Raw genomic sequence first — 20,471 nt, 5'->3', positions numbered from 1 at the left:
ATTGATCGTACGGCAACAGGGATGCTTGAAAACTTGCCTGCTACACTCAGTCGTCGACCAGCAGCAGATACATCCGCATGCGATCCACCACCGCAGGATACTCTTCCATGTTTGAGATCTCTGGCTCACGCTCGATAGTGGCGGAATAGGCCTGATGCGTCTGAACGCGGCTCAGGAAGCCACGCTTGATATCGCTAAAGGCGAGCTTGCTCGGGGTGTCGAAGCCGCGTCTGACCCCGGCTGCAAGGCAGCCAATGACAGAGACCGGCGTAGCCGTTCCGTCGGCGACGGTAGGTATCTCGCTTGCCGTGCGCGCGGCTAGACCGGCAGCGAAGGAAAGGCTGAGCGGCACTAGCTGAGAGACTAGCTCACGGGCACGCGGGCAATTCGCTTTTTCAGCGGGGTCACCGCCGAGTTGTCTTTCGATTTCGTGCAAGGGTTCGCCGCGTAGCCAGGCCAGAATGCCGGGTTCGAGGTTTCTTACGGCGTCGGCCGTCAGCGGTCCGTCCTTCTTGTTTCCGGTAGCGCCGAGAATTGTTCTACCATCACGGATCAGAATGGCATCGCGCGCATCCTGATCCTCTGCGAGCCAGTTGATGATCCATGACGTCCAGTCCGGTATTGTCTGGGGTAGCCGTTCAATCTGATCCTCGATCCTTTGCCGCAGCGATTTGAGGATGCCGAGCGGCGCGCCGCTCTGGGTGGCAAGCTCCGCCAGGACCTGATCATCAGCCTCCTTCGCTCTCTCGCCGATAAGCTCGTTCAGTCGCGCGACTTTCGCATCGAACTCCGCCTTCTGATTGATCCTTATGGCATTGAATGCAGCCAGTGACCGCCCTATCGAAAAGCGCGTCGTTGCCTCGGTTTCTGCTCCTTCAGGCGCGACCGCAGTGGCCAGGCGGTTCAGGGCATACTCGACATCGGGATCGGCAGCAGCCGCCACATTAATGCGATCAAGAATTGTCTGCAGGGGATCGCTCAAGGAAAGGCAGCGGTCGTCCTCCGGCAGTACCGACTTCAGCTTGTTGAGCACCTCTTTCGTGAAGGGCCTACCTTGCCTGAATTGAAGCACGCCTTCAGGGATCAGGAGCACGATGCCGTTCGCGAGGTGACCGGCGCGCCCTGCACGGGCCGCAGCATTCAGTATCTCGTGCGCCTCCAGGTCTTCACGCCCTCCTTCGTCTGGGTCGCTGCGCTTGTCCCCGGCAAGAATGGCAATATGAGCCGGAAGGTTGAGACCCTGTGCCAGCGTCGGTGTAGCGACGATGACTTTTGCCCCGTCTGCACGGCGGAACAAGCGTTCTGCCAGATCGCGCTCCAGCCTGAGCATCAGCGCATTGTGGGGCACGGCGGCGGCGGGCCCGGGCAAGATCGCGTGTTCCAGCCCGCCAAGCTCGATCTCCAGCGCCTTCCATCTCTCTTCCTCATCTTGCGTTTGCTCTGGCGGGTCACCCAACAGCGCCGAGATTTCACGCGCAGTGGACGCGGCAGTATCCTTGCGGTTGACGAAGACGATGCCTTTCAGGCCGTTGCGCGCCGCAGCAGCCGCAACTTGCGCGGCGACCTTGTTTACATTCGGCGTCAGATAGATCGAACCATCCCGGTTGAGCTTACCGGTTAACGTGACCGGCGCATCGGATATGGCCGTCAGGGTGCAGCTTGGCGCTGCACCGGCCAGCCAGTTGTGTCGAAGCCCGAAGAGAGCATGCGGCGGGCACTGCAGAGCTTCGGCAGCCGGTTTGCGCAGGTTCTTTGCGCGCTTTTTCTTCCGGGCATCCTCCGCGCGCTGAACGGCGATCGCGTTGCGTGTCATCTGCACGATGGCGGCACTCTCATACAGCAGGACGCCGCGCGCCTGTCGGCTCGGCTTCCAGAGCGGATCGGCAAAAACACAGGTGCGACCGGTGAGCTCTTCAATCCACTCTGCGAATGCAGCGCCATTGTCGAGCATCGCGGAAAGGAACAGGAAGTCGGCTTCCGGTGCGATGCTGTTGAAGGCAAGGACGCAGAACATTCCGTCCAGCGCCCGGCGGAGATTCGATACGGGGCTGAGGAGATGACATTCGTCAAAGACCAGCAGCCCTACGTTTTCAAAAGCCTCGGGCGAATATGACAGAAGCGCAAGACAGCGCTCCGGCGTCATGACCTCGATGCTTTCGAAGTTGGTGCCGGAAGCGAACAAGCGGTCGAAATCGCTCGAAACAACCGAACCTTCCAGCGATTCCGGGAAGACCTTCTGCAGATCGTCGGAGAGCTGATCCACAAGCGCGTGAGTTGGAGCCAAGAACACAACCGACTTGCCGCTTGCGAGTACAGCAGCAATCTTCAGGCAAGAGACCGTCGTTTTTCCCGCGCCGGTCGGCAGAACGAGCACGGCGGACTTGCCGCTCTCGTGGAATCCTTTCGCTATGGCCTCCCTATGATTGGGCCAGACGAAAGGTGCGGCATTCGCACGATACCTCAGCCAGCTTCGCCAGTAATCCCGATCTGAACCATCGGGTGGCTGCAGGCGTGTAACCGCCGCGCCCGCAATGGAGTCATAGGCTGCCACCAGCAGTGATGCGAGATGACGCGGTCCCGGATAGGTGGTCTGAAAATTCTGGGACAAATCGCCGAGGCGCCCGTGCTCCAGCGAAGAGAGGGCCAACACGCGGGCGAACGCCGCTCTTGCGCCGTCGAACCGCCTTGCCGCCTTCTCTGGCACATCCTCTGCCAGAACTTCCGCAGCAAACAACTCGACACCGACGACGAGGCTCTCGAAGAGCGCCGTTGTCCCCCGCTGTTCAAGCAGTCCGCCGGAGAAGAACCCCTCCGGACGGCGCTGCGCGCGGTCAAGAATGCTCCGGAAATTGCCGCGCGCTAGGTCACGGATATCTTCTGCCAGAATCGTGCAGACATAGTCCTGCTCTCCATCTTCCGGCCTGATAAAGCGCGCGGCTTCGTGGGCGTCCGCATACTGCTCGGCCACCAGAAAAAGCACCGCGGCCGCGATCGCCGGATGGATGCGATCCCGATCCATGATGGCAACAGACCCGGCAGCGTCGGTCTGCGCGAGGTCCTGCGCCAGAATTTGATGCGCCGTGCCGGCAACGAATGCCGCCGCCCTGCGGTAGTCGGCATCGCGCCGGACGGACACAACGATCTCATAGGCGTCGGCAATACGGGCGAGAGGCCATTCGCCGTCAGCAGCGCCGTCACCCGCCGCATCTTCAGCGCCTTCGACGCGTCTCATTCTGCGGGCAGCCAGTTCTGCATACTGCGCTGTAAGCAATTGCGGCAGCTCGGCAGGATTCAGGCCTGGCAAGGCTGGCGCAGTACGCATGATTTCCGCTGTCACCGGATCGAACATTAGTGATCATCCTCCCCGAGCTCGTCAATGAAGGCGATTGCCCGACCGGCAATTTCGTCAAACCAGGTGCGCAGTTCCGAAGGCGGCAGGAATGTCGCCCCGATTCGCTGCGCCCCGGTGATCTTTTCAAGCCCCTCATATCCTTTGAATAAGGCTTTGCGTCCCAGCTCCGAGTCGTGGTTAGGGTTGATCGTCAATCCGGCGCGGTAGGCCCTGAATGCCATATCCAGTACCCGCCCTGCAGCCTCCATGACCGCTTCGTCGGGAATCCTACCGTCAAGCAGCGAAGATGTTGCCGCTACCAGCTCCGAAGCCCTTCTGCCCGCATGGTAGTTTCGGAAGGCAGGCAGAACTTCGTCTCTGAATTTTCGCCGGGGGTCGTTCGAACATTTGTCTTCGAGAATTGTCGCGCGGACGACCGTTTCACCTTTTTCATCCAGTTCGATCATGAGCCCGTCAAGACCCTGTGTCGTCGCGCTGATGTGCGGCTCTCTCATGAGCACGTTGGCGGCAGCACCCTGTCGGGCGGCGATCCAAGAGATCGCCTCGAAGATCAGACCGTCGCGATGCCATCTGTGAGCGTCCTGCTTTTCCGGCGTTTCTCCGGTCACGGTCAGACGCTGCTTCGCATCGGCACGGAGCACGTCGATCGTCAAGGCCGGAACCGCTGGCTGCAGGTCCACGATAATCCGCGCCGCGTGCTTCGCCTGTCCCATCGCGATGATCGCTATGAGCCGCGCTAGTAACTTGACATCACCGACCGTCCAGTGATCGCCGACACAGTGCTCGTTGACCTTGCACGCTGCCGTCGAAATCGCCGTTGGGGACGCAACTCCGGCCTCCGGCCCGGCCGAAACGGTTATCTTGTCGGGGCTGTCTATCTCATGGGCCTTGTTCATCTGGTTAAGACTCTCTTAGCAGCGGCGGCTGCATGCGCGTTCTTTTCAATGACAGTGCTGCGGATGTGCGACAACAACTACATGACTTTATTTGGTTTTACGTGAGAAACGTACTTCAAGTCGAGCAATCTGTTCTGTGAAGTGGCTCGAGGGGTAGCTCGCGATCGGGAACATCGGGAAGTTTGTGGTCATTCGCGCTCACGGCAACGAACGTCCGTTCTCCGCCCCTTCAATCGCTCAAGCCTCTGTTCGGACTGTCACACTATGCAGGCGCAGTGAACGACTACAAGGTTCATCATGGCTGAGATTCTCAGGTGGCAGGGAAAAGCCTTCCCCCTGGTCGGCACTGCGTTGCCGACGCACCCCCATCAGCGGGGAGACCCCGCAACGCCCCCTGAGAGTTCGAGTGCGGGCGGGTTTTCCGTGACGGGTTGAGGGCTGGAGGAGTGGCCTCCGGCGCCCGTCGCGGAGATCATCCCGATGGCCAGACAGGACCGCGCCCGCCCAGGCGGCGCCCGCAGCAATCTCTATGACGACATCACCGACAAGATCATCGCCGAGCTGGAGGATGGCCGGCTTCCCTGGGTCCAGCCCTGGGGGACGGCGGCGGCGAAGGCGCCGCTCGCCATGCCGAGAAACGCCGCGACCGCGCGGCAATATTCCGGGATCAATGTCCTGATCCTCTGGGGCGCCGTGGTCCACCACGGCTATCCCAGCCAACATTGGCTCACTTTCCGCCAGGCGCTCTCGCTCGGCGGAAATGTCCGCAAGGGCGAGCGCGGCACCACCGTCGTCTATGCCGACCGCTTCACCCCCGAGGACGAGAAGCGCCGCGCCCAGGAGACGGGAGAGGAAGCAGGCAGCATTCCTTTCCTGAAGCGCTTCACCGTGTTCAACGCGGCGCAATGCGAGGGCTTGCCCGAGGACATCGCCATCGAGGCCCCGCCATCGCCGCCCGGCATGATCGAGCCAAGGGTCGAGGCACTGATCCGGGCCACGGGTATCGAGTTCCGCATCGGCGGAGATCGCGCCTTCTATGTTCCGGCGCTCGACTACGTCCAGGTGCCGCCGCCGGCTGCCTATTTCGAGCCGATCAACTGGCACAGGACGGCGCTCCACGAGATGGGTCACGCCACAGGCCATGCCTCGCGCCTGGGGCGGGATTTCTCTGGCAGCTTCGGCACGAAGAAGTATGCCTTCGAGGAGCTGGTGGCCGAGATGAACGCGGCCTTCTGCTGCGCCTCGCTCGGCATCGTGCCGACGGTACGCCATGCCGACTACATCGGCTCCTGGCTGGAGGTGCTGCGCAAGGATAACCGCGCCATCGTCCGCGCCGCCTCGCAGGCCAGCAACGCGGCCGACTGGCTGCTGTCGCATCTGCCGGCCGAAGATGCCGGGGAACCGGATCCGGCTGCAATCGACGGGAGGGTCGCGGCATGATCCTCCTGACCGGAACACAGCGTGACCGGCTTCTGGCCAATGGATGCCAGCGCGGCGGGGATCACATCCCCGTCGTGAAATTCTTCAACCCCTTCGGCGCGGGCGTCTGGCTCGCCACTGAGCTGGATCAGGGCGGCGACATCATGTTCGGCCTGGCCGATATCGGCTACCCCGAACTCGGCTCGTGGAGCCTGGAAGAGCTGCGTGGGGTCCGGTTGCCCTTCGGCATGGGGATCGAGCGGGATCTGCTCTTCACCGGGGATTTCCCGATCTCGGTCTGGGCGGAGGCTGCGTGGGAAACCGGCAGCATCCAGGCGGCGGAACGAGCCCTCTACCGCGCCGGTGCGGCATTCACCCGCACATCCACAGATACGGAAAGCCGGGAATCCTGATTTCCGGTTGCCGGCTTTGTGGCCTGGCGTCGCACTCTTCAGAGGAAGAGGGCGGCGCTTCGCTTCGTGACGGGTTGGAGGTCGAGAGAGTGGCTCCCGGCCGCCCGTCGCGGAGAAATCACCATGGCCAAAGCTGCCAGGAAGAAGCCCGTCGCCCCGATGATCGTCTTTTCGCGGGCGCGCGACATTCCGTTCAACCGCATCAGGCTGTCGGACAGCAATGTCCGCGAGACCGATGTCGAGGCGGGTCTGGACGAACTTACCCATGACATCGACCGGCGCGAGGATCTCGTGCAGGGTCTCAATGTCCGCGCCATCCTCGACGAGGACGGCAATGAGACCGGCGAGTTCGAAACCCCGGCCGGCGGCCGCCGCTACAGGTCCATCGCGCGCCTTGTCGAGGCCGGTCGCTTCCCGGCCGAAGGGCTCGTGCCCTGCATCGTCAAGAAGGCCGACGCCAAGACCTCGGCCGTGGACGACTCGCTGGCCGAGAACCTGCTGCGCCTCGCCCTGCATCCGCTCGACCAGTTCAAGGCGTTCAAGCGGATGTTCGACCTGGGCATGTCGAAGGAGGAGATCGCCGACGCATGGCGGACCACCCCGCGCTACATCATGCAGCGTCTTCGCCTCGCCACCGTTGCGCCGACGCTGCACGACGCCTATGCGCGCAACGAGATGACGCTGGCGATGCTGGAAGCCTTCACCGTCAACCCCGACCACGAGCGCCAGCAGCAGGTCTGGGAGCGCATCAGCACGTCGTGGCAGAAGGAACCCTGGCAGATCCGCAACATGCTGACCGAGACCACGGTTCCGGCCGCCGACAAGCGCGCCCGCTTCATTGGCGTTGACGCTTACGATGCGGCGGGTGGCCCGGTGCTGCGCGACCTCTTCTCCGAGGAGAACGGCGGCTGGTTGCAGGACGTCACGCTTCTCGACCGGCTGGTCGACGAGAAGCTGCGCACCGTCGCCGACGAGATCGCCGGTCAGGGCTGGAAGTGGATCGACGCGGCAGTCGAGCTGCCCTACGGCCACACCAACGGGTTGCGCAGGCTGGTCGGCGTGACCCAGGAACTGACCGACGAGGAACGCGCCACCCGAGAGGCGCTGCGCGACGAGTATGACGAACTCGAAGCGCAGTATGCCGAAGCCGACGAGCTGCCCGATGAGGTCGATCAGCGGCTCGGGGAAATCGAAGCCGAGCTGGAAGCCTTCGAGAATCGGCCTGTCACCTTCGCGCCGGAAGACATCGCTCGTGCCGGTGTCTTCGTCAGCATCGGCCGCGATGGCGAGTTGATCGTCAGCAACGGCTACGTCCGCTCCGAGGACGAACAACCCGAGACCGTCGATGGCGAGGATGCCACCGAGGGTGCGGACCCGTCCGATCCCGATGCGGTGCAGCGCGCGGTCATCACCGTCGGCGGCGAGCCCGTCCCGGACGCCGATGAAGAGGATGACGATGCCGTCAAGCCGTTGCCCGAGCGACTCGTGACCGACCTGACCGCCTGGCGGACGCTGGCGCTGCGCAATGCGCTTGCCAAGAATCCGCGCGTCGCCATGACGGCGCTGCTGCACAAGCTGGTTCTCGATACTTTCGAGCGCACCGCCACCTCGGGAACCAGCCTCTATGCCGCCGTGCGTCACATCTATCTTCCCACGGATGCGACCGGGCTCGCTGACAGCGCCGCCGCGAAGATGATCGACGAGCGCGCGGACGCCTGGCGGGGGGACATTCCCTCCGGTGATGACGACCGGCTCTGGGACTGGATCGACGGTCTCGACGATGCCAGCCGCCTGGCGCTGCTTGCGCATTGCGTCAGTTTCGGCGTCAACGCGCTCTACGAGCGGCCCAACCCCTATTCGGGGAATGGCATCTCGCAGCACGGTCTCGACCGCCGCATGGCCGAGGCCGAACGGCTGGCGCAGGCCACCGGCCTCGACCTCGTCGAAGCGGGCTGGAGGCCAACGGTCGAGAACTATCTGGGCCGCGTGACCAAGACCCGCATCATCGAGGCGGTGCGCGAGGGTGCCGGCGATCGCGCGGCCGATCTCATCGCGCATCTCAAGAAGGGCGACATGGCGAAGGAGGCCGAACGGCTCCTGGCCGATACCGGCTGGCTGCCGGAGCCGCTGCGCCCCGCCATCGAGGCGCAGGCCGTGGATGGCGCGACCGATCAGGACGAGGACAGCGTGGCGCTGCCCGACTTCCTCGCCGGTGGCCATGAGGACACGGCCGAGGCCGCCGACGATCCGGAGGCCCTCGTCGCCGCCGAGTGACGCGAATCAGCGGGGCGGCCTCCGTCGCCCCGCATTCCATCCCTTCCATCTCAAGGCCCGGCATCTCGCCGGGCCGCTTTCGTTTCAGGAGCAAGATCATGTCCGCTTCCCTCATCTTCGACATCGTGCCGCTCGGCTCGCTCGTGGCCTACAGCGACGGCCAGCCGAAGCCGCCCGCACGTTTCACCAAGAAGCTCGCCGCGTGGAAATCCCGCAACGGGGCCGGTCGTCTCGTGCGCAAGGAACCGGGCCGCGAGCGCCCGACCTACACGACCACGCCGTCCTTCACCCTGCATGAAGGCGATTTCGGCGAAGGCGGCATCATTCTTATCACCGTCATGCGCAGCTACGGCATCGACAGCGATCTGAGCTTCCGGGTGATCGAACGCCCGAAGATCGGTCAAGTCCGCGTTGTGCAGGATGTCGGAGAGAACGTCGAATTGCTGCACCTCGCGGAGAACCACGAGGCGGCCGAACTCTGGCTAGCCAGGAACGGCTACACCCGCGCGCGCCTCGAGGAGATCACCGCCGACGAGGCAGGCGCCGACGCCGTCGAGGGTCGAGCTGCCGCGTGACGTTCGCCGATCCCGTTCATCCGGCCCGCTTGTCCCGTGACGGCGGGCCTTCTTCGTTTCAGGAGAACACAATGGCCATTCCCGATCCCGTTCGAACGAACTTCGACACTCTGCTTCGTGCTGCCGATGACGGCAATCTCGCCCTTATGGAATGCCTCGACGCCGCGACCCGTGAGACACGCTATGTCCTGTGCGCGGTCGGCCGCGACGGGGGTGATTACGTCTTCACGCCGTTCGGCCATCTCGCAAGCGGCAACCCCTATGACGCCTATCTGCCGCCGGATCCCGACGATCCTGCCGGCTTTGTCGAGAAGGCCGAAGATGGGGGCGCATCATGATGACGGTCGATGAAATCTTCGCCGATGACCGCCGCAATCCGCCATCGGAGCGCTCGCTTCCCTGGGAGGAAACCCGCAACGGCGTCACCGTCATCGTGGAACCGAAACCGCATTGGGCCGAGGACATGCGCGCCTTCCGGCTCGATGCCCGCGAATACTGCCGCTATGCCGACTGGACGGCCCATGGCGCCCGGACGCGCTTTTTCGGTCATATCGACACCTCCGGCGACGATGTGATGATGAAGGCCCGCGCCATGATCGCCCGCGAAATCGCCGATGGGTTCTGGGACTGACCGGCCCTGAAAGCCGAACCTTGCACACGGGGCTATCGGGTATCGCTGCACAAGCAGCGATGGATCGAGTTCGAGCTTCACCATTGCGCCAACTCCTTGGTGTTGTGGGGGCAACGGGTTCCGTCCCCGGCCTGAAACACACCCTGAATATCCGCCGGCAACGAGGCTGGCGCAGCAAAGCATCTGCGACGGGTTTCCGGCACCGGCTCGACGCAAAGCACCATCCCCCGCTTCCATTCGCTAACCTTGGTCCGACCGTCTCTTTGCATTCAACCCCGGTGGGGTCGGCTTACGCGCGCGTGCCGCCCTCGGGGATTCGGAAAGAATCCGAACGCCCGAGGGTGATTGCAGATCCGGTCAGACACTTCGGGCGCCTGTCGCGCGGGGGATGGTCCCCCGCCTCCAAAGACAGGAGCCGGAACCCATGTCCTACGCAGATGCCACCGCTTTCGCCGCCAGCCTCGCCACCACGCTGATGGTCGTGATCGTCGTGTTCCAGGCCGGGGACGGCACCCACGGCGCCATGCCCGCCGACGAGTTCGACGGCGACGAAGAGATGGTGAAGCTCGAACTCGATCCCTTCGGCTGAGGCGCGAAAGCGCCTCCGCCCGACGGCCCGGCCCGCGTCAGGCGCAGCCGGGCCTTGTGCCATGCGCAGGCTGCGCATCGCCAGCGGCGGTGCCGAGGCCTCGCCTCGGCTCTGGAAAGGGAGAGTTGGGCCGGGATCGGGGCGAGCCTGGCGGAAGGAGAGGAGAGCGCCGCCGGGCCATATCATCCCGCTCTCCTGGAGGATCATCCAATGACCGATACCGACAAACCAGCCACGCCGGAATTCGACATGGCCGCCAGCGTCGCGCGCTTCTTCGCCGAGCGCGATGAGCGCAACCGTCGCGCTGAAGCGGTCCGTCCCGACAACAAGACGGCGCTGTTCGATGCGCTGGCCGCCGCAGGCATCACTCTCGTGACCGTCACCTTCGACGGTTCTGGCGACAGCGGCCAGATCGAGGACATCACCGCGCAATCGGACGACCGGACCGTGGACCTGCCGCAGGGCGAGATCACCATTGCCACGGTGGCATGGGGAACCGACAAGGTGACCGCAATCTCAATGGGCGTTGAGGCGGCCATCGAACAGCTCGCCTATGACTTCCTCTCGGAAACCCATGGCGGCTGGGAGAACAATGATGGCGCCTATGGCGAGTTCAGCTTCGATGTGGCGGCGCGCACCATCACGCTCGACTACAACGAGCGCTACACCGCCACCGAATTCTACAGTCACGAGTTCTGAGGGGGCGGAAATGGCACATCCCTATCATCATGCGCTCTCGTCGGTGAAGAAATGGGGCGGCACGGTCGAGGATTACTTGCCCATCCATAGCTGGTTCGATGCCAGCAAGGAGATCCTGGCCGATTTTCGTCATCGCGCGCTTCGCCACCATGCCGAGGGCATCTTCATGGCCGAGACCATTTTCGGGGCGACGATCACCCTGTCCACCGGCAGGGTGATCCCGGCCCGATGGGTCGGGGAGCAGCATGTCCGCGAGGATCTGGGCCGTATCCCGTCCTTCGCCGATTGGGCGCGGGCAATCCACCCGGCGCCTTGGATGGGGCGGACGCAGCGGATCGAGGCGGAGGTCGATCCGCATTGCGTCAATGGCCGACTTCAGGAAGAAGTCTGAGCAGTCGCGTCAGCCTCCCCCTTATGAAAGCCTCTTGCCATGCTCAGCCATATCGTCATCTCCGTCCTGCTCTGCACGGCTTCCTGCGAGCCGGCGGAAATCCGCGTCTGGGACGGTGACTCGATCCGGCTGGGTATGGGACAGCAGTCCGAAGCTGTTCGGATATTCAACATCGACGCTCCCGAAATGGAGGGCCGCTGCATCCATGAAACCGACCTTGCCCGGCAAGCGAAGATCAGGCTGGCGGAAATCCTGCAAGGTCGGCGGGTCGAAATCCTGCGTCAGGGGACCGACCGCTATGGCCGGACCCTGGCGGCGATACGCGTCGAAGGCCGCGATGTCGGCGATATTCTCGTCGATGAAGGGCTGGCGAGAACCTGGGCCGGGCGGCGTGAGCCCTGGTGCTGATCGCCGGATCGTCCCGCCGAGGTGCGGGACGATCCACCGTCGGGACGGGAGAGTAAGAGTGCGGGCCGGTTGGCCGTGACGGATTGTGAGGCGGGAGAGGGGCTTCCGCCGTCCGTCGCGGAGCATTCCCCATGAGCCTTTCCCACCACACCACTTTCGCCTCGATCGGCGAAATTGTCGCGCGACAGATCCTGCCCCGGCTGCGTCACGCCCAGAAGCTGCCTCTGTGCATCTCCTGCATCGGTATCGCCAGCGATGACGAAAACGATGACGTCGGCCGCTTAGACCGCACGCTCGTCATCGGGCAGTGCCAATCCCCCGAAGAGGCGATGACCATCGCCAGCCAGCGCGTTGGGCGCGGTGATTTCCGCGCTGGACAGGGCGATGCGCTGCGCTTTCGCCCCCGCGTCATGGTCATTCAGGACAAAGAACTGGGCCTTGTCCTTGCCGGTCAGGTCCGGGCCGGGAGCGTGCTCTGGCAGCACCCGGTCGCGTCCGACGCCGAGGCCCGCCGCATCGTCACGGAGGCCAGCCGTCTGCGGGGCATGGCCTTCACGGCATCCGGGCGCGGCGATGCAGTATCCGCTCGTGATCTCCGCCACCGCGCCAACCTGCTCGAGGCGCGGCTGGTCGATCCCTTCTGGCGCGAGACGACTGCCGATCTGGTTCGGCTGCCACAAGCCGCCTGACCTGTTGCCCATTCCCACCCATTCGGCCCGGCCCCGCGCCGGGCTTTCTCGTTTCAGGAGCCTGTCATGGCCGACTACTTCACCCATTTCTCCTGCCTGCTCGACGTGGGCAGCCCCGAGAACGCCGCCCGCGCGCTTGATCTCTACAACGCGCTGGCGCGTGAAAACGCCGCCGAAGATCCGCCCTCGGACGGCTTCATGCTTTCGATCCAGCCCGAACATGGCGGCACCCAGCTCTGGATGCGCGATGACGGCACCGGCGATCCCGAGCATGTCATCCAGTTCGTCAAACGCTGTGCCGCCGCGTTCGGCCTGACCGGGCTATGGGGGATGCAATACGCCAATACCTGCTCACGTCCGAGAATCGACGGGTTCGGGGGCGGCGCGCATGTCCTCGACCTCGCCACCGGCGAGACGGTGGACTGGATCTACACCGACGGTTGGCTTTCCACCGTTCTGGACGGGGGCGACCCCAATGCCTGACGTCATCGAAACCACGGTCTATCGGCTCGACGAGCTTTCCGAAGCCGCGAAAGACAATGCCCGCGCCTGGTATCGCGAGGGCGGCTTCGACTACGATTGGTACGATGCCGTCTATGAGGATTTCCGGCGGATCGCGGACATCCTCGGCATCCGCATCAAGACCCGCACCGTCCGCCTCATGGGCGGCGGCGTGCGACAAGAGCCTTGCATCTGGTTTACGGGCTTCTGGTCGCAGGGCGATGGCGCCGCGTTCGAAGGCCACTATTCCTATCGCAAAGGCACGGCGGCGGAAATCCGTGCCTATGCGCCGAAGGATGCGGAGCTGCACCGCATCGCGGATGCCCTACATCAGGCGCAACGCCGCAACTTCTACCAGTTGACGGCCGAGACGACCCATCGGGGGCGATACTATCACGAATACTGCATGGCGATCTCGGTCACCCGCGACAGCCCGACAGGGCAGGGCATGACCGCCGATGCCGAGGAGACCGTCATCGAGGCATTGCGCGATCTCGCGCGTTGGCTCTATCGCCAGCTTGAGCGCGACTACGATGACCTGACTTCGGATGAGGCGGTCGATGAGGCCATCGGTGCCAACGAATACAGCTTCACAGTTGATGGGAATCGCTTCGGCTAAAGCCCGGCTTTCCGGGGTTACAGTACCGACCGCAGGTCCGTCCGTGAGAAATCATCGCCGACAAAGAGCAACGGACAGCCGCGCTCGCTCGCGACCTCATAGGCGAAGCAATCGCCGTAGTTGAGACCGGCGGGATGAACGCCCTTGCCCCAGCGGGCATAGGCTTCGGAGATCCTGCGTGCCGAAGCCTCCGTGACGGAGACGACCTCGAACCCAAGGCCCTCGATCAGGGCGGCAATCTCTTCCCCAACATTGCGGCGCCCGGCCACGATCAGCGTCTCGGCCACGGTTCCGGCCGAGATCAGCAATCCGTCCGCCGCCTCGATCGCCGCCATGCAGGTCTCGGCCTGCGGCTCGTCCAGCACGATCGCCATCAGCGCCGAGGTGTCGACGACGATCACGCCGGCATCCCGTCATCACCATAGAGGAAGTCCTGACTGCGCGCGGCATCGGCGCCGGGCAGTGCCTTGCCCCGCGCCGTGGCCCGGACCCGCTCCATCAGCGCACGCCGGCCTTTCGGGGTCGCTGCGACAGCAACCCGCACGAGGCGGGCGACCTCATGGCCCCGCCGGGTCAGGATCACCTCGTCGCCGGCCTCGGCGCGTTTCACCAGTTCGGTGAGCTGCCCTTTCGCCTCGGTGACAGAAACCCTCATCGCACATCGCTCCAGATGTTCTCCGCTATCCTGCCAAGATGGTCCATAGAATGGTCCATTTCAAGCCCCCAGAGCGAGAGGAGGGCCGGGAGAGGGTGCCTCCGGACGGGTTGAGAGAGGGTCGTCCGGCTGCCGTCCCTTTCCCTCCAGGAGACCGATCATGGCTTTGCCCGAACTTGCTTCTCAATCCGCAACCCGTGTCCCCGACGCGCGCCGCATGAAGTTCCTGCCGCGCCTTTTCGGCCGGCGCCTGCTCATCATCGGCGAGCATGCCGTCTTCCGATTCATGGAGATCCTCAGCCCCGCCGATTACGGCGGCGGGCTCTGGGATTTCTACGAACGCGCCGGCCAGCCGCTCTATCTCGCGCCGACATCAAAGCCCCGTTACCTCCTGTTCTGCGAAGGCAACGGTTTCGAGGGCGAGGTCTCATGCGATGCGGCTGGGATCATCGCCACGCTCTTCGCCTTCTCGCATCTTTCCTTCCGCTACGATGACGACGAACTCGCCGAGGGCTATGGCCGTCTCTACGAACATGCCGCCAATCACCCGGAGGCGGCGGCGATCTTCCAGGCCATCGACTGAAACCCACAAGCGCCCAGCCTGACGGTCGGGCGCTTGTTTCATGCCTGCTTTCGCCACGGCTTCAGAGCGAGAGATGGGCCGGAAGGGGTTTGAGCCGGTGCGGTCGAGAGAGAGCGCTGCCCGGCTTGATCCTGACTTGCTCTCCCGAGGAATCCCCGATGAACATGATTTCCGCATCCGCGGCGGCATCCGCCACCGCGCCGCTTCCGCGCGACCACGACGCCGAGACCGCAGCCCGCATATTCACCGCTGCCGGCCTACTGCTGCCGCATCTGGAGCGCGGTCAGCGCGTCGATGCCGCCACGCTGCGCGGCGCGATGGAAGCGGGTTTCGGCGCTTCCGATGCCACCGGCGCCTGGACCTGGAAGCTGGCCTATGATGCCTGCGAGGCTGCGACCGTCCTCTTCCTGCGCAAATACGGCAATGTGCTTTTCCGTAAAGCCGCCTCGAAGTCGGCGATCCTGCCGCAGCTCGGCAAGATCTCCGGGCTTCTGCCGACGCATACGCGCCGCTCGGAAGAAGCGCAGACCTTCCAGCAGTTCTCCACCCCGATCCTGCTCGGTTTCGCGGCGGTCACGGCGGCGGCGATCACGCCTGCCGACCGTGTGCTGGAGCCCTCGGCCGGCACCGGGCTCCTCGCCATCCTGGCCGAGATCGCCGGCGGCACGCTTCTCGTAAATGAACTGGCCGAGATGCGCGCCGGCCTGCTTTCCTCTCTCTTTCCGGCCCTTTCCGTTACCCGCTTCGACGCGGCCCAGATCGATGACCATCTCGATCCCTGCCTTGTCCCGACCGTCGTGCTGATGAATCCACCGTTCTCGGTCATGGCCAATGTCGAGGGGCGCATGCGTGACGCCGCCTTTCGCCATGTCGCTTCGGCGCTGGCGCGTCTTGCGCCCGGCGGACGGCTCGTGACCATCACCGGCGCGAGCTTCGCCCCCGATAATCCGGCGTGGACCGCCTCCTGGACCCGGCTGCAGGAACGCGGTCGCGTCACCTTTTCCGCCGCCATCGACGGCTCGGTCTATGCCAAGCAAGGCACCACTGTCCCGACCCGGCTCACGGTCATCGACAAGCTGCCGGCCGAAGATGCGGCGGTGTTTCCGGCAGCGCCTGGTGTCGCGCCGGACGTGGCCACGCTGATCGCCTGGCTAGCCGACCTGCTTCCCACGCGGCTGCCGGTCGATCCCGGCCTGACGGTGCCGGTCGCACGACCCACCGCGCCCCGCACCGTGCGCGGCTACGTCAACCGCGCCGCGCGATCCGCGCCCGCCGCGCCCCTTGCGGAACCGGAGGCCGTGCCGGTCGCCTACGAGACCGTGGATTGGGAACCGGCCGAGGGCGGCGGCCTCTCCGACGCGATCTACGAGGAATACGGGCTTCAGACCATCCGCATCGACGGGGCGCAGGCGCATCCTACCCAGCTCGTGCAGTCGGCCTCGATGGCGAGCATCGCGCCGCCGAAGCCCAGCTATCGGCCGACGCTTCCCAACGACATTCTCGGCAAGCTGTCCGAGGCGCAGCTGGAGACCGTGATTTATGCGGGCGAGGCCCATGGGGGCTTCCTCGCCGGGGGCTGGACGATCGATGACACGCTCGACAATCTCGCCGCCGCGCCGGAGGATGCCGAGGGAGCAATCCGTTTCCGTCAGGGCTTCATGATCGGCGACGGCACCGGCGTCGGCAAGGGTCGGGAATCCGCCGCCATCATCCTCGACAACTGGATGCAGGGGCGGCGTAAGGCGATCTGGATCTCGAAATCCGACAAGCTGTTGGAGGACGCGCAACGTGACTGGTCGGCGCTCGGCATGGAGCGGCTGCTGGTCACGCCGCTGTCGCGATTCCCGCAAGGCAAGCCCATCACGCTGAACGAAGGCATCCTGTTTCTAACCTATGCCACGCTGCGCTCCGACGACCGGGGGACAAGGGTTTCCAGGGTCAAACAGATCGTCGAATGGTTGGGCACAGACTTCGATGGGGTGGTGATTTTCGACGAGGCGCATGCCATGGCCAATGCCGCAGGAGGCAGGGGAGAACGCGGCGATGTCGCCGCCTCGCAGCAGGGCCGTGCCGGGCTGCGCATCCAGCATGCGCTTCCCGATGCCCGAGTCGTCTATGTCTCGGCCACCGGCGCCACCACCGTCCACAATCTCGCCTATGCGCAGCGGCTCGGTCTCTGGGGCGGCGAGGATTTCCCCTTCTCGACCAGGGCGGAGTTCGTCGAGGCGATCGAGGCCGGCGGCGTCGCGGCGATGGAGGTGCTGGCCCGCGACCTGCGGGCGCTTGGCCTCTACACCGCCCGCTCGCTGTCCTTCAAAGGCGTGGAATACGAGTTGCTCGACCACGAACTGACCCCTGAACAGGTCCGCATCTACGACAGCTATGCCGATGCCTTCGCCATCATCCATAACAATCTCGATGCGGCGATGCAGGCCGCCAACATCACCGGCGGCGAGGGCGGGTCCGGCACGCTGAACCGGCAGGCCAAGTCCGCCGCCCGCTCGGCCTTTGAGAGCGCCAAGCAGAGGTTCTTCGGGCACCTGTTGACGTCGATGAAAACCCCGACGCTGATCCGGTCCATCACGGCCGATCTGGAAGCGGGACATTCTTCCGTCATCCAGATCGTCTCGACCGGCGAGGCGCTGATGGAACGGCGGCTGGCAGAGATCCCCACCGAGGAATGGGGCGATCTGAAAATGGACCTGTCGCCGCGCGAATATGTCCTAGATTACCTTGCCCATTCCTTCCCGGTCCAACTCTACGAGCCGTTCACCGACAGCGAGGGCAATCTGTCCTCGCGCCCGGTCTATCGTGATGGCCAGCCGGTCGAGAGCCGCGAGGCCGCGGCCCGGCGCGACGAGATGATCGCAAGCCTCGCCAGCCTGCCGCCGGTTCCCGGCGCGCTCGACCAGATCATCCAGTATTTCGGGACCGACACGGTGGCCGAGGTCACGGGTCGTTCGCGCCGTATCGTCCGCAAACGCAGCGTCACCATCGACTGGCTCGTCGTGGAAAGCCGCGCCGGTTCGGCCAACCTGGCCGAGACGCAAGCCTTCATGGACGATCAGAAGCGCGTGCTGGTCTTTTCCGATGCGGGCGGCACGGGCCGGTCGTATCACGCCGAACTGTCGGCGAAGAATACCCGGCTGCGTGTCCACTATCTCCTCGAAGCCGGGTGGAAGGCGGACGCCGCCATCCAGGGCCTCGGCCGCACGCATCGCACCAACCAGGCACAGCCGCCACTGTTCCGACCGATCTCGACCAATGTGAAGGCCGAGAAGCGCTTCCTCTCGACCATCGCCCGCCGTCTTGACACGCTGGGCGCGATTACGCGCGGCCAGCGCCAGACCGGTGGTCAGGGCCTGTTCCGCCCGGAAGATAACCTGGAATCGCATTACGCCCGTGACGCGCTGCGCCAGCTTTATCTCCTGCTGGTGCGCGGCAAGGTCGACGGCTGCTCACTGGAGCGGTTCGAGGCTGCCACCGGGTTGAAGCTGATGGATGCGAACGGCATCAAGGACAATTTGCCGGCCATCACCACCTTCCTCAACCGGCTGCTGGCGCTGACCATCGAGCTTCAGGGCATCCTCTTCACCGCCTTCGAACAACTTCTGACCGCCCGCATCGAGGGCGCCATCGCCTCCGGCACCTATGACGCCGGGCTGGAGACCCTGCGCGCCGAGAGCTTCGTAGTGACGGATCGGCAGGTGATCTACACGCACCCGCGCACCGGGGCCGAGACCAGCCTGCTGACCATCACCGAACGCAGGCGCAACCGCCCGGTGACGCTCGACGCCGCGCTGGCGGAACTCGACGATCCCCGCGCCAGGCTGCTGATCAACGAGCGCTCAGGCCGGGCAGCGGTGCAGATCCCCACCACCAGCGTGATGTTGGACGATGGCGAGATCGAGCGCCGCGTCCGGCTGATCCGGCCGATGGAAGCGCAGAACGTCCAGGTCAGGATGATGCGCGAGACCCATTGGGTCGAAGCCGACAGGGATGCCTTCGCATCGGCCTGGGAAGCCGAAGTCGCGGAGGTGCCGGAGTTCGCCGAGTCCAACTTGCACATGGTGACGGGCCTGCTGCTACCGATCTGGAAGCGGCTGCCGAACGACTCCACTCGCGTCTATCGGCTTCAGTCTGACGCCGGCGAGCGCATCATCGGCCGCAAGGTCTCCCCGGCTTGGGCGGCCAATGCGACCGAGACCGGCATCACCTCGGTCTCGCCGGACGATGCCTTCGCGGCGCTGCTGGAAAGTCGGACCATCCTCGATCTCGCTGAGGGCCTCCAGCTTCGCCGGGTCCGGGTCATGGGGGCAAACCGGATCGAGCTGTCGGGTTTCACCGACACCATGCGCCAGCGCCTCACGGCCTATGGGCTGTTCCACGAGATCATCTCCTGGAAGCTGCGCATGTTCGTGCCGGTCGATGCCAGCGGTCCGGCGATCCTCGGGAAGCTCTTCGACCGCTGGCCGGTCGAGCGCATCGGCGAGCGGGAGGCAGCCTGATGCCCAGGCACGACGCATCCGAACTGGCGATCCGCCTTGGCCGAGAGGCCGAGGCGGTCTGCCGCCACTACCTGTCGTCCGGCCACCGCGCCGGGCGATACTGGCTGGTCGGTGACGTGCAGAACACCCCAGGACGCTCCATGTTCGTGCGACTGACCGGCCCGGAATCCGGCAAGGGTGCGGCGGGCAAGTGGAGTGACATGGCGACGGGAGAGCATGGCGACCTTCTCGACGTCATCCGCGAGGCGCTCGGCCTCGCCGATTTCAAGGACGTGGCTGAGGAAGCGCGCCGCTTCCTCGCCCTCCCGCATCCCGAACCGGCAAAGACGAGAGCGCCGACCGACAGCACATCCGGCGCGGCACCCGGTTCGCCTGAAGCGTCGCGGCGGCTCTTCGCCATGGCGCAGCCGATCCACGGCACCCTTGCTGCGATCTACCTCAACCGGCGAGCGATCACCACGCTCGAAGGCACCACCGCGCTGCGCTACCATCCCCGGTGCTATTACAGGCCCAACGAGCATGCGCCCACCGAGATCAGGCCGGCGGTGGTCGCCGCCGTCACCGATCTCACCGGCCACCAGACCGGCGCGCATCGCACATGGCTCGCCCCGGACGGTTCCGGCAAGGCGCCTGTCGAGACACCGCGGCGGGCGATGGGCGACCTTCTCGGCCACGCGGTCCGCTTCGGCATCGCCGATGAGGTGCTCGCCGCCGGCGAGGGCATCGAGACCGTGCTGTCGCCGCGCCAGGTCCTGCCCCGCATGCCGATGCTGGCGGCGCTTTCGGCCGCTCACCTCGCCGCCATCCTGTTCCCGCCGTCGCTGCGCAGGCTCTATGTCCTGCGCGATCGCGACCCGGCCGGGGACGGTGCAAGAGACCGACTGGCCGCCAGAGCAGCCGATCTCGGGATCGAGGCGGTCTCGCTCATGCCGCGCGAGGGCGATTTCAACGATGATCTGCGACGCCATGGCGCCGATGCCCTCGGGGCGGCCTTGAAGGATCAGCTTCATCCCGAAGACGTCCGCCGTTTCATGGAAGGGTGAGGGTGTGATCGGCCCCGGAGGCTCGGTCCGGCTCGGCCTCTGCCGGTTTCGTTCGCTTGGCATCGGCAGGTGCATCCACCGCCGGAGAGTCCCGCACCCACGGCCTTCGGAGAGGGCGATCGGCGCACAAACGGGACGGGCAGGCAATGGCCGGGAGCGACTAATTTCCGCCGGCGGGGAGCCACCCCACGCGACAGGTCGCGTGGGGACCCCGTCTCTGGCCCCG

Annotated in this window: 20 protein-coding genes; 16 read left to right on the top strand and 4 right to left on the bottom strand. The window is 64.9% G+C overall.

The annotated features are described in order from the left end of the window. Nucleotides 1-46: 46 nt before the first annotated feature. A complete protein-coding gene (locus ACFSCT_RS03335) occupies nt 47-3,349 on the bottom strand; it encodes a DEAD/DEAH box helicase (protein ID WP_310459385.1) in 3,303 nt (1,100 codons plus the stop codon). Then, nucleotides 3,349-4,248: a hypothetical protein gene (locus ACFSCT_RS03330; RefSeq protein WP_379140092.1), complete on the bottom strand. Its 900-nt coding sequence runs from the start codon at nt 4,246-4,248 to the stop codon at nt 3,349-3,351. Before ACFSCT_RS03330 ends, ACFSCT_RS03335 begins: the two co-directional genes overlap by 1 nt. 480 nt (nt 4,249-4,728) lie before the next feature. On the opposite strand from ACFSCT_RS03330, the gene ACFSCT_RS03325 reads away from it, so the two are divergent. The 13 genes from ACFSCT_RS03325 (at nt 4,729) to ACFSCT_RS03265 (ending at nt 13,456) form a co-directional block, all read left to right on the top strand. Beyond that, nucleotides 4,729-5,688 (top strand): ArdC family protein, encoded by a 960-nt coding sequence (locus ACFSCT_RS03325; RefSeq protein ID WP_379140091.1) that lies wholly within the window; start codon nt 4,729-4,731, stop codon nt 5,686-5,688. Next, on the top strand, nt 5,685-6,080 hold the full coding sequence (locus ACFSCT_RS03320; protein ID WP_012092593.1) for a DUF2958 domain-containing protein: 396 nt from the start codon (nt 5,685-5,687) through the stop codon (nt 6,078-6,080). Before ACFSCT_RS03325 ends, ACFSCT_RS03320 begins: the two co-directional genes overlap by 4 nt. Nucleotides 6,081-6,203: 123 nt before the next feature. Then, nucleotides 6,204-8,354 carry a ParB/RepB/Spo0J family partition protein gene (locus ACFSCT_RS03315; RefSeq protein WP_379140089.1) on the top strand — a complete coding sequence of 717 codons (2,151 nt, stop codon included), beginning with the start codon at nt 6,204-6,206 and terminating at the stop codon, nt 8,352-8,354. A 98-nt stretch (nt 8,355-8,452) separates the two neighbouring features. Then, nucleotides 8,453-8,929 (top strand): hypothetical protein, encoded by a 477-nt coding sequence (locus ACFSCT_RS03310; protein WP_058098278.1) that lies wholly within the window; start codon nt 8,453-8,455, stop codon nt 8,927-8,929. 71 nt (nt 8,930-9,000) lie between these two features. Continuing rightward, a complete protein-coding gene (locus ACFSCT_RS03305; protein ID WP_012092596.1) occupies nt 9,001-9,267 on the top strand; it encodes a DUF6117 family protein in 267 nt (88 codons plus the stop codon). Then, on the top strand, nt 9,264-9,560 hold the full coding sequence (locus ACFSCT_RS03300) for a hypothetical protein (protein WP_012092597.1): 297 nt from the start codon (nt 9,264-9,266) through the stop codon (nt 9,558-9,560). Before ACFSCT_RS03305 ends, ACFSCT_RS03300 begins: the two co-directional genes overlap by 4 nt. 424 nt (nt 9,561-9,984) lie before the next feature. Then, on the top strand, nt 9,985-10,149 hold the full coding sequence (locus tag ACFSCT_RS03295; protein ID WP_166507195.1) for a hypothetical protein: 165 nt from the start codon (nt 9,985-9,987) through the stop codon (nt 10,147-10,149). A gap of 210 nt (nt 10,150-10,359) precedes the next feature. Then, entirely contained in the window at nt 10,360-10,848 is a 489-nt protein-coding gene (locus tag ACFSCT_RS03290; RefSeq protein ID WP_012092608.1) for a DUF6878 family protein, read from the top strand. Nucleotides 10,849-10,858: 10 nt separating this feature from the next. Then, nucleotides 10,859-11,239 (top strand): DUF6915 family protein, encoded by a 381-nt coding sequence (locus ACFSCT_RS03285; protein ID WP_012092609.1) that lies wholly within the window; start codon nt 10,859-10,861, stop codon nt 11,237-11,239. A 39-nt stretch (nt 11,240-11,278) separates the two neighbouring features. Further along, nucleotides 11,279-11,647, top strand: a complete 369-nt coding sequence (locus ACFSCT_RS03280) for a thermonuclease family protein (RefSeq protein WP_012092610.1) — start codon at nt 11,279-11,281, stop codon at nt 11,645-11,647. Between the two features lie 131 nt (nt 11,648-11,778). Further along, complete coding sequence (locus ACFSCT_RS03275) at nt 11,779-12,336, top strand: hypothetical protein (protein ID WP_143794786.1); 558 nt, start codon at nt 11,779-11,781, stop codon at nt 12,334-12,336. Between the two features lie 66 nt (nt 12,337-12,402). Beyond that, entirely contained in the window at nt 12,403-12,819 is a 417-nt protein-coding gene (locus ACFSCT_RS03270; protein ID WP_012092612.1) for a hypothetical protein, read from the top strand. Next, nucleotides 12,812-13,456: an antitoxin of toxin-antitoxin stability system gene (locus ACFSCT_RS03265; RefSeq protein WP_088233766.1), complete on the top strand. Its 645-nt coding sequence runs from the start codon at nt 12,812-12,814 to the stop codon at nt 13,454-13,456. The genes ACFSCT_RS03270 and ACFSCT_RS03265 overlap by 8 nt, the downstream gene beginning before the upstream one ends. A gap of 17 nt (nt 13,457-13,473) precedes the next feature. Here the strand turns inward: ACFSCT_RS03265 and ACFSCT_RS03260 are convergent, their stop codons facing one another. Together ACFSCT_RS03260 and ACFSCT_RS03255 are read right to left on the bottom strand one after the other, a co-directional pair. Further along, on the bottom strand, nt 13,474-13,857 hold the full coding sequence (locus ACFSCT_RS03260; RefSeq protein ID WP_058098141.1) for a type II toxin-antitoxin system VapC family toxin: 384 nt from the start codon (nt 13,855-13,857) through the stop codon (nt 13,474-13,476). Then, nucleotides 13,854-14,111: a type II toxin-antitoxin system Phd/YefM family antitoxin gene (locus tag ACFSCT_RS03255; RefSeq protein ID WP_058098140.1), complete on the bottom strand. Its 258-nt coding sequence runs from the start codon at nt 14,109-14,111 to the stop codon at nt 13,854-13,856. The genes ACFSCT_RS03260 and ACFSCT_RS03255 overlap by 4 nt, the downstream gene beginning before the upstream one ends. Before the next feature lie 160 nt (nt 14,112-14,271). Here ACFSCT_RS03255 and ACFSCT_RS03250 point away from each other — a divergent pair, with 160 nt between their 5' ends. The 3 genes from ACFSCT_RS03250 (at nt 14,272) to ACFSCT_RS03240 (ending at nt 20,245) form a co-directional block, all read left to right on the top strand. Further along, nucleotides 14,272-14,694, top strand: a complete 423-nt coding sequence (locus ACFSCT_RS03250; protein WP_058098139.1) for an antirestriction protein — start codon at nt 14,272-14,274, stop codon at nt 14,692-14,694. Between the two features lie 158 nt (nt 14,695-14,852). Further along, a complete protein-coding gene (locus ACFSCT_RS03245; RefSeq protein ID WP_379140085.1) occupies nt 14,853-19,202 on the top strand; it encodes a strawberry notch-like NTP hydrolase domain-containing protein in 4,350 nt (1,449 codons plus the stop codon). Then, nucleotides 19,202-20,245, top strand: coding sequence for a DUF7146 domain-containing protein (locus ACFSCT_RS03240; RefSeq protein WP_058099097.1), 1,044 nt, complete (start codon nt 19,202-19,204; stop codon nt 20,243-20,245). The genes ACFSCT_RS03245 and ACFSCT_RS03240 overlap by 1 nt, the downstream gene beginning before the upstream one ends. Nucleotides 20,246-20,471: the final 226 nt, after the last annotated feature.

The organism is Paracoccus pacificus (assembly GCF_042680785.1).
In the GTDB taxonomy this organism is placed as follows: domain Bacteria; phylum Pseudomonadota; class Alphaproteobacteria; order Rhodobacterales; family Rhodobacteraceae; genus Paracoccus; species Paracoccus pacificus.
Note: the sequence above shows the minus strand (reverse complement) of the source record. Positions and strands in the feature narration are given on the sequence as shown.

Excerpts from the sequence above, each read along its gene's own strand:
- ACFSCT_RS03335 (WP_310459385.1), bottom strand. The coding sequence starts at position 3,349 with ATGTTCGATCCGGTGACAGCGGAAATCATGCGTACTGCGCCAGCCTTG.
- ACFSCT_RS03330 (WP_379140092.1), bottom strand. The coding sequence starts at position 4,248 with ATGAACAAGGCCCATGAGATAGACAGCCCCGACAAGATAACCGTTTCG.
- ACFSCT_RS03325 (WP_379140091.1), top strand. The coding sequence starts at position 4,729 with ATGGCCAGACAGGACCGCGCCCGCCCAGGCGGCGCCCGCAGCAATCTC.
- ACFSCT_RS03320 (WP_012092593.1), top strand. The coding sequence starts at position 5,685 with ATGATCCTCCTGACCGGAACACAGCGTGACCGGCTTCTGGCCAATGGA.
- ACFSCT_RS03315 (WP_379140089.1), top strand. The coding sequence starts at position 6,204 with ATGGCCAAAGCTGCCAGGAAGAAGCCCGTCGCCCCGATGATCGTCTTT.
- ACFSCT_RS03310 (WP_058098278.1), top strand. The coding sequence starts at position 8,453 with ATGTCCGCTTCCCTCATCTTCGACATCGTGCCGCTCGGCTCGCTCGTG.
- ACFSCT_RS03305 (WP_012092596.1), top strand. The coding sequence starts at position 9,001 with ATGGCCATTCCCGATCCCGTTCGAACGAACTTCGACACTCTGCTTCGT.
- ACFSCT_RS03300 (WP_012092597.1), top strand. The coding sequence starts at position 9,264 with ATGATGACGGTCGATGAAATCTTCGCCGATGACCGCCGCAATCCGCCA.
- ACFSCT_RS03295 (WP_166507195.1), top strand. The coding sequence starts at position 9,985 with ATGTCCTACGCAGATGCCACCGCTTTCGCCGCCAGCCTCGCCACCACG.
- ACFSCT_RS03290 (WP_012092608.1), top strand. The coding sequence starts at position 10,360 with ATGACCGATACCGACAAACCAGCCACGCCGGAATTCGACATGGCCGCC.
- ACFSCT_RS03285 (WP_012092609.1), top strand. The coding sequence starts at position 10,859 with ATGGCACATCCCTATCATCATGCGCTCTCGTCGGTGAAGAAATGGGGC.
- ACFSCT_RS03280 (WP_012092610.1), top strand. The coding sequence starts at position 11,279 with ATGCTCAGCCATATCGTCATCTCCGTCCTGCTCTGCACGGCTTCCTGC.
- ACFSCT_RS03275 (WP_143794786.1), top strand. The coding sequence starts at position 11,779 with ATGAGCCTTTCCCACCACACCACTTTCGCCTCGATCGGCGAAATTGTC.
- ACFSCT_RS03270 (WP_012092612.1), top strand. The coding sequence starts at position 12,403 with ATGGCCGACTACTTCACCCATTTCTCCTGCCTGCTCGACGTGGGCAGC.
- ACFSCT_RS03265 (WP_088233766.1), top strand. The coding sequence starts at position 12,812 with ATGCCTGACGTCATCGAAACCACGGTCTATCGGCTCGACGAGCTTTCC.
- ACFSCT_RS03255 (WP_058098140.1), bottom strand. The coding sequence starts at position 14,111 with ATGAGGGTTTCTGTCACCGAGGCGAAAGGGCAGCTCACCGAACTGGTG.
- ACFSCT_RS03250 (WP_058098139.1), top strand. The coding sequence starts at position 14,272 with ATGGCTTTGCCCGAACTTGCTTCTCAATCCGCAACCCGTGTCCCCGAC.
- ACFSCT_RS03245 (WP_379140085.1), top strand. The coding sequence starts at position 14,853 with ATGAACATGATTTCCGCATCCGCGGCGGCATCCGCCACCGCGCCGCTT.
- ACFSCT_RS03240 (WP_058099097.1), top strand. The coding sequence starts at position 19,202 with ATGCCCAGGCACGACGCATCCGAACTGGCGATCCGCCTTGGCCGAGAG.